The organism is Providencia rettgeri, from assembly GCF_023205015.1.
Classification (GTDB): Bacteria; Pseudomonadota; Gammaproteobacteria; order Enterobacterales; family Enterobacteriaceae; genus Providencia; species Providencia rettgeri_E.
In genome coordinates this window covers 2,787,451-2,799,982 of the sequence record NZ_CP096258.1, presented here as the reverse complement: position 1 = coordinate 2,799,982, position 12,532 = coordinate 2,787,451, and the positions used below count along the sequence as shown (strand labels likewise).

General features: G+C 37.9%; 11 protein-coding genes, 1 tRNA gene and 1 pseudogene. 10 read left to right on the top strand and 3 right to left on the bottom strand.

Annotation, left to right across the window (positions count from 1 at the left end; genetic code table 11):
• Positions 1-19: 19 nt before the first annotated feature.
• Positions 20-368 (top strand): annotated as a pseudogene (locus tag M0M83_RS12800) (transposase); the annotation flags it as partial.
• A gap of 72 nt (positions 369-440) precedes the next feature.
• Here the strand turns inward: M0M83_RS12800 and M0M83_RS12795 are convergent.
• On the bottom strand, positions 441-773 hold the full coding sequence (locus M0M83_RS12795; protein WP_248466686.1) for a helix-turn-helix domain-containing protein: 333 nt from the start codon (positions 771-773) through the stop codon (positions 441-443).
• 720 nt (positions 774-1,493) lie between these two features.
• Between M0M83_RS12795 and M0M83_RS12790 the strand changes: the two genes are divergently transcribed.
• From M0M83_RS12790 to M0M83_RS12760, 7 genes are read left to right on the top strand one after another with little or no spacing between them, the layout of a single operon-like run.
• Positions 1,494-2,042, top strand: a complete 549-nt coding sequence (locus M0M83_RS12790; RefSeq protein ID WP_125891361.1) for a fimbrial protein — start codon at positions 1,494-1,496, stop codon at positions 2,040-2,042.
• 55 nt (positions 2,043-2,097) lie between these two features.
• Complete coding sequence (locus M0M83_RS12785; RefSeq protein ID WP_248466685.1) at positions 2,098-2,817, top strand: fimbrial biogenesis chaperone; 720 nt, start codon at positions 2,098-2,100, stop codon at positions 2,815-2,817.
• Positions 2,798-3,352, top strand: coding sequence for a fimbrial protein (locus tag M0M83_RS12780; protein WP_248466684.1), 555 nt, complete (start codon positions 2,798-2,800; stop codon positions 3,350-3,352). The genes M0M83_RS12785 and M0M83_RS12780 overlap by 20 nt, the downstream gene beginning before the upstream one ends.
• A gap of 60 nt (positions 3,353-3,412) precedes the next feature.
• Positions 3,413-4,069, top strand: a complete 657-nt coding sequence (locus M0M83_RS12775) for a fimbrial biogenesis chaperone (protein ID WP_248466683.1) — start codon at positions 3,413-3,415, stop codon at positions 4,067-4,069.
• Positions 4,070-4,080: 11 nt separating this feature from the next.
• A complete protein-coding gene (locus M0M83_RS12770) occupies positions 4,081-4,827 on the top strand; it encodes a fimbrial biogenesis chaperone (protein ID WP_248466682.1) in 747 nt (248 codons plus the stop codon).
• A 50-nt stretch (positions 4,828-4,877) separates the two neighbouring features.
• Entirely contained in the window at positions 4,878-7,466 is a 2,589-nt protein-coding gene (locus M0M83_RS12765; protein WP_248466681.1) for a fimbria/pilus outer membrane usher protein, read from the top strand.
• Positions 7,463-8,536 carry a hypothetical protein gene (locus M0M83_RS12760; RefSeq protein ID WP_248466680.1) on the top strand — a complete coding sequence of 358 codons (1,074 nt, stop codon included), beginning with the start codon at positions 7,463-7,465 and terminating at the stop codon, positions 8,534-8,536. The genes M0M83_RS12765 and M0M83_RS12760 overlap by 4 nt, the downstream gene beginning before the upstream one ends.
• Positions 8,537-8,736: 200 nt before the next feature.
• Here the strand turns inward: M0M83_RS12760 and M0M83_RS12755 are convergent.
• A tRNA-Arg gene (locus M0M83_RS12755) sits at positions 8,737-8,811 on the bottom strand.
• 353 nt (positions 8,812-9,164) lie between these two features.
• On the opposite strand from M0M83_RS12755, the gene mlaA reads away from it, so the two are divergent.
• Positions 9,165-9,917 (top strand): phospholipid-binding lipoprotein MlaA, encoded by a 753-nt coding sequence (gene mlaA / locus M0M83_RS12750; protein ID WP_125891356.1) that lies wholly within the window; start codon positions 9,165-9,167, stop codon positions 9,915-9,917.
• Positions 9,918-10,487: 570 nt separating this feature from the next.
• Here mlaA and fadL read toward each other — a convergent pair.
• Positions 10,488-11,816 (bottom strand): long-chain fatty acid transporter FadL, encoded by a 1,329-nt coding sequence (gene fadL / locus M0M83_RS12745; RefSeq protein WP_248466679.1) that lies wholly within the window; start codon positions 11,814-11,816, stop codon positions 10,488-10,490.
• Between the two features lie 353 nt (positions 11,817-12,169).
• On the opposite strand from fadL, the gene M0M83_RS12740 reads away from it, so the two are divergent.
• On the top strand, positions 12,170-12,466 hold the full coding sequence (locus tag M0M83_RS12740; RefSeq protein WP_125891354.1) for a YfcZ/YiiS family protein: 297 nt from the start codon (positions 12,170-12,172) through the stop codon (positions 12,464-12,466).
• The last annotated feature ends 66 nt before the right edge of the window (positions 12,467-12,532 follow it).

Sequence of the window (12,532 nt, the reverse complement as noted above, 5' to 3'; positions counted from 1 at the left end):
AAAATTGATACTATTAGTTTATAGAGACTGTACTGCGGGTCTAAAAACCGTTTATCGCGCTACAACAGAAGCTCTCGCACTGATATTGTTGGCGAAACTCACTTTAATCTGAGATGAAATATACTCAAAAATTAGTGAAAGTTGGTACTCACTCTGAGAAAACGTGAATACATTTTTACTTATCCTGATGATATCCGCAAAGCGATTTATACAACCAATGCCATAGAGCCATTAAACAGCGTTATCCGTCATACGATTAAAGAACATAAGGTCTTCCCCAGTGGTGACTCTGTGCGGAAAGTGATTTATTTAGTAATTGAATCAGCTTCTAAAAATGGAGTATGCCAATTCAAAACTGGAAACAGTAAATGAGTCATTTTATTATTGAGTTCGGTGACCGTCTAGACGGCCATATTTAATAAAAAGGTAAATACATAGAATTACTTGCAGGGTTTATTTATACTCTTAATTGAGCACGTATCGCTACTCACGGTACTACTAATAATGCCTTCTCTTTCTAATTCAATTATCATCTTATTATATAAAGCTTCCTGCTCTGGCTTTATTATCTTCTCGACAAAGTCATCTATAGGAATATTTAATATATTCAATATATTAAAAACAACTTCGAGACTTATCGTGTTAATACCCCGTTCATACCTTGAAACTTGTTGCTGACTTATAAAAATAAGTTGTGCTAGTTTTGCAGCTGAAATTCCTTGACTTTTTCTTACGTATCGAATGTATAATCCGATTTTTTTATTTAATCTCATATTATCTATCTATTTAAGTGATTTACTTTTCAGGAGTGGAAATAATAGTTAAAAGTCACAATTGTGTAAACAATCATAATTGGATAAAAATATATTTTATTTATTTTTTAACGATGTTTTTGATTTTAATTTTCTTTAAAAATATAAGGTTAAGTTAAGTTGTAAATAAAGAAAAAATTATGTGTAAATTTTATTACATTATGGTTTGTTGGATTGTTTATAAGTTTGAATGAAATGGCTTTATATAAAAGCTTAAATTTCATTTTCTTTTTTTGATGGTTAATTAAAGCGTAAATGATGTTTTGTTGTTAATTTTATTCTTACGCTGATTGTCATAATTAGTAGCATTGCTTCTGGAATTAGTTTATAAGCAATAAATACTAAAAGATATGTTTTATTTTTGTAAATATAGTATTTATTAATATTTTAATTTTAATTTTATATTCATTCATTGGGTTGATTTTTAATTGTTTTTATAATTTGAGTGTCTTTTTTTTAAAAAAGTCATCTTTTAACGAATATTGCTGGATGTGTTTTTTTTAATTATAGTTATTAACGGGCCTAATACTTCATTGGGTTCATTTTCTCATTATTAATTTAATAAATTTACTGGCTCATTAATTTGAGATGAATGTCTTATTTCCCTAACCTATAGTTCTGATATCAATTATCAGAGCCTAAATAAACTATATATTAAACATTTAACATGAGTATTAATTTATGCGTAATTTAACATTTTTAGTTCCAACTGCTTTGATTTTATTATCAACTTCAGCTTTATCTAATGCGGCATCAAATGCGCAAATGACGATCACCGCTAATGTTGTTGCGGCGACCTGTGATGTGTCTGTATCTGCTGCGAATTTGGATTTAGGTAACTTTGCTCAATCACAATTTGCTACCCAAGCTGTGGCAACTCCGCTTTCTGCAAGCGTTAAAAACTTCACTATTGGTTTGAGTGGCTGTGAAAATCCCAAAGCCATAGGCGATACTGCAAATGTTGTGGTATCAGGCCAAACACTGGGAGGGAATACCAATATGTTTAATAGCACAGGAACAGATTCCGGCATCATGCTGAGTCTAGCGGGATCACCAACAACCTATATTACGAACCAAGAAAAAATTGAAATTGCGGATGCAAGTACTACGAACGCAAATGAGTTCAATGGAAAAACATTAGCATTTCAAGCAGGATTAGCAGCGACATCTACTACACCTCAAATTGGTGTAGTAAATGCACCAATTTTATTTAGCTTTGCTTACAACTAATTAAGTATGTAGTGAGTTTTTATAACTCACTACACTTATTTTTTGAGGTTTTTGAATGCAACGTATTTTTTCTACTATATTTTATTCTTTTATTGCATTGGGCGCGATGTGTTGTTCAATTCTTTCCTATGCCAACGGTTTTGGTATTAACGCCACTAGGTTGGTATATCCCGAAAGGAGCAAAGATATTAGTACAACAGTACGAAATACGACTGATAATGTTGTTTATTTGGTACAGGCAGGAATAAGTCGGGCTCAAGATAGTATGGTGTCTGCTCCTTTTACGGTGACACCACCCTTATTTCGTTTGGAACCAAATAGCGTTAATCTAATTCGGATTACATTAAATGCAACTGACTTACCTAAAGATAGGGAATCTGTATTTTATTTACATACATCTGCATTACCAGCCAGTAAAAAAATAAATAATGAGCAGGCATCCGATGATATACCCGCAGCGATTCAATTTGCAGTGGGCAACATAATTAAGGTGTTTTATCGTCCAACCAATTTATTAACGACTTCAGAAGAAGCGCAAAAAAACCTGAAGTTTTTAGTCATGGAGAACGGATTAAAAGTTGTTAATGATTCCCCCTACTATGTCAGCTTATCTTCACTAACCGTCGGAGGAAAGAAAATACCATTAAATACTCCTGAAGAATTAATGATATCACCGTTCAGTAACCATGTATATCCAATGAAAAATACAGCCGGAGTTATTGAGTGGAAAACAATAAATGATATCGGAGGAAATAATGCTTATACAAGTCATTAAATGTATTTTAGCGGGAACTCTAGGCTTATTTTTAGTAGTACCACCTACATCAGCAATCATATTAAATTTTTCGGCAACAATTAATGAGGGTACTTGTACATTAAGTTTAGATAAATCAGCCCTATCTTTAGGGGATATTAGCCAGAATTCACTAACTGTAGAAACATTGGTGTCAGCTGAACCATTTACCTTACAAGTTACTGATTGTCAGGGAAGTAGCATCAAAGGTTTAGTACCAATCGTTAAAGTGACGGGGACGGGTGTGACTCAAGACAATAAGTGGCTATTTCGACAGGATACTAGCTCGTCATCAGGGGCAGGTATTTTGGTCATTCAAAGTAATTCGGTGCCTAATTATAGCCAATCTGAGGTTAAAAATGGTGCAACATACCCGCTCGCGGCAGGGGGGCAAACACCTTTAAATCAAGAGCTTTCTTTTTATGCCGGAGTCAGTTGTGGTGGCAATAGTGGGTGCAGTGTCGTTAATACTGGAGTGGTAACGGCCAAGCTTCTATTTGAATTTAATTATCAATAACACAAAATGTGTAATATAAACCTTAGATACAATAAAAAAAGATTTTTTCTTATTATATTGATGTTATTAACACAGACTGTATATGCAAACTCGGGAGGAATTAGTCTCAGTCAGACACGGGTTATTTTTAATGAAGGTAAAAAGTCTGTTCCATTAACAGTGAAAAATACGAGTGAAATAAACTACTTAATTCAAAGCCGAGTTTTAACCTCATTAAAAGAGACTATATCAAGTGATTTTATTATAACACCGCCATTATTCACTTTAAAATCGGAGAGCCAGCAGGCATTACGAATTATAGCGGATAATTTGAATTTACCGACAAAACAAGAATCACTATTTTATATATCGGTAATTGGCATTCCTGCACAAAAAAAAGAGGAACAGGATGTGACTAAATTATCGATGGGTATTGCATTTAGTATTAAATTATTTTATCGGCCATTAGGCCTAACTGCTCCAAATGAAAAAATATATTGTAGCTTGTTGTTCAACAAAAAAAACAATGAAACAGAAATAGTCAATCCAACTCCCTATTATCTCACTATAGGGGAGCTAAAAATGAATAACCAAAAAATTGATTTGAGCTATGACGAATCAATGATTTCACCATTTGGTCATTTAAAAATCCCTGAGGATTTTTTAGGGAAAACAGCTGGATGGAAAATCATTACTGATGCTGGTGGCTTATCACCTGAATGTCATCACCGTATTTGAGGGGTATGAACGTGAAATTAAAATATATTTATCTGTTTATTTTTTCACTGCTGTTTTCTTCTGGCGTATTTTCAAAAAACAATGCTAAAGAAGAAGAGAATGGTGGTATTTCATTTTATGTATTACGCGTCATTTATATGCAAAGTGATAAAAATGGTGTGGTGTTGAAAATTCATAATAAAAGTAACAATGTTTATCTTCTTCAATCAAAGGTAGTTAATGTTATTCCAGAAACAGGGGACGCAGATATAGATAATACCTTACAGCAGGATGTTCCTTTTATTGTTACGCCACCATTGACACGTCTTGAAGCTAATAGTGAGTTAACACTTCGCATCCGTCGAAATAATAACCCAGTACCAGACGATAAAGAATCTGTTTATTACATCTCGATGCGAGCAATACCCGCTCAGGAAAATAAAACTAAAAACGATATCTCGATGGTGGTTGTGAATAATTTAAAGCTGTTTTACAGACCAGATGGTTTAAATAAACGTGGTGTTGTTGAAATGGCAGATAAATTGCAATTTTCAATCCGCAGTAACCAATTACAGGTTAGAAACCCAACGAAATATCAAGCGACATTTTCAGCTTTAAAGGTTGGTGATTATGTATTTGATAAAGCAGCATTGCGCCGAATGGTTCCTGCACAAGGAATACAAACTTATTCATTGCCAAAAGCGGTACAAGGGGAAGTGACTTGGCAATTAATCGATGAAGATGGCTGGAACACCAAAACCATAAGCCAAGCACTATAACCTTTAGTCAATCATCCAGTTTAATTATCGGAATTTATGGACGTCATCCCATGATGAAGAAAAAAAATAAAATGAGACTTTATCCCGTACTTATGGGGGTTTCTGTTTATACAGGGGCATCTGGTGTATTGGCTAAAGATTACTTTGACCCTAATTTATTGGCTCTGAGCAATGGGCAAACTGAAATTGCTGATTTAAGTTTCTATGAAACGTCAGGGCAAATCCCCCCTGGAACGTACTCTATCACGCTATTGGTTAATGGAAGTGATAAAGGTCAATATGTCATTTCGTTCAAACCTAACCCGCAAGGTGTTGTGGAACCAGAAATGACGCCAGCATTATTAAATAAGGTCGGCATAGACACCGAACATTTACCTGCATTTCAGGGATTGGCGGTGGATAAACCTATCAATGATTTAAAGCAACTTATTCCAGATGCATCTTGGTCTTTTGATTTCCCTACATTGAGTTTTAAGTTGAGTATCCCACAAATTGCTATGCAACCTGCGGTACGTAATTATGTTGACCCTGAATTATGGGATCAAGGCATCCCAGCATTCATGATGAATTACAGCTTTAACGGTGGCCGTAACTGGCGTGATAGTGGCAAATATACGCCTTCATCTGAGCAGACAAACCTCTATGCCAATATTCGCAGCGGGCTAAACTGGCAAGCTTGGCGTCTTCGCAGTGATATGGTTTATAGTCGTAATGAAAACGCTACTAAGGGCCAAGGAACGAAAACCAACCAACGAACCCAGTTCAATAATACCTACGTGGCGAGAGATATTCAGCCATGGCGATCTGAAATTTTGATGGGGGAAAATAGCTCTGGTAATGATGTGTTCGACAGTATTCCATTTCGTGGCGTTAAGCTCAATTCCAATGAAGAGATGTTGCCTAACAGTTTAAGAGGCTTTGCACCTGTTATTAGTGGTGTAGCACAGTCTAACGCACGGATCACTGTCACACAAAACGGCAATATTGTTTATCAAACTTTTGTGGCGCCGGGGCCTTATCGCATTGATGATTTATACCCAAGTGGGCAAGGTGGCGAGTTAACGGCAACGATCACGGAAGCGGATGGTACGGTGAGAACACAGGACATTGCATACTCTTCACTGCCGATTATGCAACGACCGGGTGGCTTTAAATATGAAGTTACCGCAGGGCGTTATAATGGCAATATCACGCACGGCTCTCGGGAATCGGATTTTGCGTTGGCAACGCTAGTTTATGGCCTACCCTATGACATCACGCTTTATGGCGGAAGCTTACAGGCTCAAGACTATATGTCTTTTGTGGGCGGTGTAGGGTTATCGTTAGGGGATTTCGGTGCTATATCCTCTGATATCACGACTTCACGGGCTAACGTAAAAGCACAGGCTAACACCCAATCTGGGAATTCATATCGGCTACGTTATTCCAAAAGCTTATTAAGCACAGGAACTTCCATTGATTTAGCCGCTTATCGTTATTCCACTCAAAATTATTATAGTTTTGCGGATTTTAATAATACAGGTTATCAGTTGAATGAAGACCAAGTTCCGTGGCGGCAATATCACCAGCGTTCAAACTTTCAGGTTCGTGTAAATCAAAATTTGAGGAATTACGGCTCCCTTTATTTATCTGCATCGCGTCAAGACTATTGGAATAATGGCCAAACTAATGACCAACTTTCTGCTGGATATAACAGTTCACTATATGGTGTGAACTATAGCCTGAATTACAGCATTGATCGGATAAAACAAGACAATAGCTGGCCTGAAAATCGACAATTTTCATTGAACCTTCAGGTACCTTTCAGCTTGTTTACCTCCACAGGTTCATTGAGTAACAGCTATGCCAATTACCAAATGTCACATAACAGTCAGGGAGATGTGCAACAACAGATAGGGCTAAGTGGCTCAACACTGGATAATCGCCTGTCTTATAACCTGAGTCATGGGCACAGTAATCGCGATATTGATGATACCAGCACGTTAAATCTCGGTTATCAGGGCAGCAAAGGTTCAGCCAACATGGGGTATAGCTACAGTAACCAATATCGTTCACTCAATATGAGTGCGAATGGTGGGGCGATCGTGCATTCAGAGGGGATTGTTTTCGGCCAAACCATCGGCAATTCAGCAGCGCTTGTGAGCGCGCCAGATACCAGTGGAACCTCGATTATGAACGGTAATATTAAAACGGATAGCCAAGGGTATGCGTTGGTACCGTATTTGTCTAATTATCAAAAAAATAGCATTAATTTAAACCCTGCCACTTTACCTGAAGATGTGGATATCACTCAGTCAAGTGTCAATGTTTATCCAACGAAAGGGGCCATTGTGCGAGCAAACTTTAATACGCGGGTCGGTTATCAAGCATTAATTACGTTAAAACATCGTGGACAATTGCTGCCATTTGGCGCCGTAGTGACAGTGAAAGACAGCTCTCATGAGAATAGTACTGGCATTGTCGGTGATGCAGGGCAGGTGTACTTGAACGGTTTAAAGGATAGTGGAATATTGTCCGTTAAATGGGGAAACTCAGCATCTCAGCAATGCCAATCTGCATTTAATTTTGCCGCAATGGGTGATGCAATCGCGAGTCAGTCGATAAAAACCTTTAGTTTGGATTGTGAGGTAGAGAAATGAAAATAATAAAATTAGCAGCATATTGCTGGTTAGGGGGATATTGCTTGTATATTCCAACATCTCAATCCGAGATGATAACAATTGGCAAAGGTACAGGGGTTGTGTGGGAAGGGATGCCTTTTAGCGAGCGGATTTCCTCGTCTATAACTACTCCTAATATAACTGAGGGTCATGGGCTTGTTGGTATAAATGCAACTCAGTATATATGTATGCCCAACACAAGGTTAACCTCCATTGCAGGCATAGATGCACTCCCCATTACTGCAGGGGTTGGGCTTGTTCCAAGAGCAACAGCATCAGGGCTTTATCAGGTACAAGCTGAGCATAATAATGAATTATTTACAGCCACTATAGGCTTACCCACGACGGAAGGAACATTTAAAGGGGTTCATTCCACTGCAAATTCAATTACCCCTTGGTGTCTTTCTCCTCGAACAGGAAATGTGAGCAATTTTTATAGGGATCCAGGAAATGTATCATATAATATAACAGGGACATGGGTTATTGTTGCTGATGGCAATCAACAAAATGCTGAAATTATTATTCCAGCTCTTTTTGCTGGACACTATCAACCTAATAGCCTATTTAAGCAGATCTTTCCTAGCTACATTACCCTACGGGTTTCCACATTAGAATGCACGGTAGACACAGTAACAGCAATTAATTTCGGATCGGTAAGTAGTAACACACAGCAAAACAGTGAATTGGCAACAGTAACCGCTCCATTGAACATAACCTGTGGTCAACCGACCGACCAAATAGATGCCAATATTAATGTGCAATTTCGTGCTATATCTGGGCTTTATAATAATACACCGACACAATTGAGCCTAGACCAAGGTGGTGGCTATATTACTGGTGAAATTAATAATGTAACAGGTAGCGGTGATTGTGGGTTAACTAGCGGAATCACTTTTGATAACCAACAAATTAAACTAGGCAATATTACCACGGCAGATTCAACGAAAGTATTGAATAATAATGTGACTTGGCGATTATGTTCTGGTGGAAGCAATTTACCAGTAGGGGATGTAACCGCTTCTACGGAAATGTTAGTGACATTTAACTAATCACATCCCATCACTTTAATTAGCTAGCAATAAGGGCTTGAATGGAACAAGCCCATATTTAAATTCAAATTCAGATTAAATTTAATTTTATGGTGCTAGATCCCACTAGAAGTTACTAGACCTTCTTGGAAGTCAAAAACAATTAACTGGTTGTTTTTGTTTGAAAAATTGGAAGTCTTGGAGGTCTTTAGAAGTCGTACTGGTGTCCCCTGCAGGAATCGAACCTGCAACTAGCCCTTAGGAGGGGCTCGTTATATCCATTTAACTAAGGGGACTTTTGGCGTCGTAATTACGACAGCGAAGGCATTTTACTGTTCAGGTCTAATTGAATCAAGTTGTTACGGACAAATAATCGAATTTATCTTCCATAAATATTTATTTGGCTGTTTTTCATTCGAAAATAGGGTGGTTATCATCTTTATGGTTGAGTGGGCACATTTCTATTTTGTACTAATTGTCCAATTTTCTTATAATAAGAATATTATTAAATGGCGTATAATTAACCTTTATGATAATCGAATAACTCAAAAGGATTAACATAATTCTTTTTTTCGCCTTACTATAAGCAAAATAGTTATTACAGTGGAAAAGTACCGCAGTAGGACGGTACAGGGAATGGAGAAGTGTTATGAAGTTTCGCATGACGGGCGTTTTTCTGGCAGGGGTGCTAATTGCAGGTTGTGCAAGTAGCATTGACCCAGAAACACATGAGCGTTCAGACCCCTTAGAAGGGTTTAACCGAGCAATGTTTAATTTCAACTATAACGTCCTTGACCCTTATGTTTTGAGGCCAGTTGCTGTTGCTTGGAATGATTATGTCCCGATGCCTGCCCGTAATGGATTAACCAATTTTTTTGTTAACCTTGAAGAACCTGCAAGTATGTTAAATAGCTTTCTGCGCGGGGAAGTGACTCAAGGTTTCAAACATTTTAACCGCTTCTTCCTTAATACTGTCTTTGGTATGGGGGGACTCATTGATGTGGCGACAATGGCAAACCCTCAATTAGCGAAAGAAGAGCCAAAACGTTTTGGTAATACTTTAGGCTATTACGATGTGGGCTATGGTCCTTATGTGGTGTTACCGGGGTATGGCAGTGCAACACCGAGGGAACAAGGGGGTGACTTAGTTGATGATTTATATCCAATGCTAAGTTATCTCACATTTTGGATGTCAGCAGGTAAGTGGGCACTAGAAGGGATTGAAACCCGAGCAAGGTTATTAGATTCAGATGGATTATTGAAGAACTCTTCAGACCCGTATTTAATGATGCGAGAAGCTTATTTTCAACGTAATGATTTCTTATCAAGTGGTGGTGCGTTAAAAGCCATGGAAAACCCAAATGCAGCAGCAATTGAAGACCAGCTTGATTCGATAGATTAGTAAATTGAATTGTTTTGGAAGGTTTATCACTCTCTTGTATACGCATGATACTAGAGAGTGATAAATAAAAAACTAATCATTGTCTCGCTTTCCTCGTTGAGAGACGGTGTCAATCAAGGCTATTACCCCTAATACACCAATAAAACCGACAGTAAACAGTGTTCCCATACAGCCTCCTAAGTTTTCGTCATTGTTGCCTCTTTTACACGCCTTCGCGGCAGTAGCCAATAATAGAATATAGCGTTATTAATACAGTTTGATGAAAGGCCATATATATTAGTGGGTATCATCAATATAAATTATGCTATTGAGTTGTACTTGCAAATAAGAACATTCAGAGAACGAATGATAATCTAATGAAATATAAAACGATTTATCTTAAAAATGCGATAGTGTGTATTTTATAAAGAAATGATGAGGTGAACTCATGTGATTAACATTTAATTTACATATGATGCGGGTTAGGGTCAAGAAAATTTATGTTAAGTTTTGAAAATGAGTGGGATGGAGCAATTGACATTGATAATAGTATCAGGGAGAGGACTCCCCGATACTTAAAAATTCGATTAATTAGAACGTATAGTTGAAGTTTACACCGTATAACCAAGCAGAACCTTCAGATTTGAAATGATATGCTGGAAGGATACTTTCAGGAACATCTTCACTTAATCTTTCTTTAATATCCACTTTTTTACCGTGCATATAAGAAATCCCTACATCAACAGACGCATTTTCATTAAATGCATAAGTGGTACCAGCACTTAACCAGTAACGGTCTTGGTCAGGAATAGAAATAGAACGGTAATCTGAACGTACAGGCGTTTGGTCGTAGGCAATACCGGTACGGAATGTCCAGTTATCATCATAAAAATAGGTGGTACCGAGTGCTAAACGCCAAGCATCTTTAAAGTGCTCAGGTTTATGGAATAACTGTTCGCCATCACTTTTTCTATAGGCGGTTAATTCTTTAAATTCACTCCAGCCAGTATAGGCAACGCTATAGTGTAAAGCCCACTTAGGCGCAACTTTATGGTACCCAGAGAATTCCCAAATATCTGGTAAATTAAGGTCTAACTTACCTTTGATTTTTTCGCCCCCAGTACCATGCAACTGAGTTATTGATTTAGGTATGTCATTGGAATATTTGCCATCTTCAAACTTAACTTTAACTTTAGAACGATAGCTTAAACTTAAACGGTTATCATCATTGATTTCATACAAAATACCCGCATTCCAGCCATAACCCCAATCATCCCCTGTTAATTTGGCCATAGTAGTACTGGCAGGAAATGCAGGAAGGCCCATTCCTGGAAGCCTAGGTGCTAGAGCGCCAAGGTCACCTGCATGACGAGTAATTTCTGCATCGGCATATACCGCGTTCACGCCCAAGCCAAAACTGAAATTGTTATTTACGCGGTATGCACCACTTAGGTTCAGGTTAACAGTTTTTAGGTCTGTTTTACCACCGATAGGGCCTGCAGCATAATTTTTATTAAAATCAGTGGCTAAACCAAAGTTGGTGGTCATTGAAGTACCAACCGCCCATTTGTCATTAACTGGGAAGATAAAGTGAGCATTGGGTACTACAGCGCTTGGCGCAATATCATTTGCTGTTGTATTACTACCAAGTAAAGAGCCTCCTTTACCTTTAATATCAACGCTTGGGTCAATATAAACGGCACCAACAGAAAGAGAAGGACGATCAAACAACATCATGGCAGCAGGGTTTCGGCTTCCCTCACTTGCGTTGTCGCCCATTGCACCCGCCCCAGAAAACGCGCGTCCCAGTGCGGATGTAGAATATTCATTAAGCAAAAAACCAGCCGCGCCTGCGTTGGATGATACAATTGCCACTGCTATTGCTAAAGCTGATCTAGAAAACAGGTTTTTCTGGCTCATGACCAAAACCCTCTTATGTTTTATTTTGAATAAAGCGACTTCTATCGCAAGAAGCGCAGAATTGTAGGGTCCCTTGCCGTTATGACAAATCAGACCAGTTACTAGAGTATAGGTCTGACCACCTGATATGTTGCAAGCTTGTTTTGCAGTTATTGTGACTTTGTTTTCAAAAATGCGACATATTTAACAAAATGGCAACATTGACTGACGAATTGGGAGCAAAAAGTATACGAACACGGGGTAAGATCAAACTTATGTTTAATTATTAGTGATATATTTTGATACACACTAGTTTTTAGCACTTTTTCAGCGTTATGATAGCGACTTAACAGTTTGTTTATTTGGAGAGTAAAATGACTGATGCGATTAACCGTTGTAGCGCGGATGAAACCGCAGCCTGCTGCTGCGTAGATGTGGGAACAGTATTAGATAATAAAGACTGCACTGCCTCGTATCAGCATGTATTCGCTACACAAAATGAAGCGGAAACTATGTTGAAAACACTCACAGAGAAAGCAAAATCTGTTGAGTCAGACCCTTGTGAGATAACCCATTCTATTAAGTCTGTAGAGGGTGGCGTTGAGCTGACGGCTGAGTTTAGTTTTAGCTGTGAAGCTGAAAGCCTGATTTTTCAATTAGGCCTTCGCTAATCAATCGTTTGAATTTGCTCTGATTTGCCTTTTATCACTAAAACGATAGCGTAATTAACGCTCAGT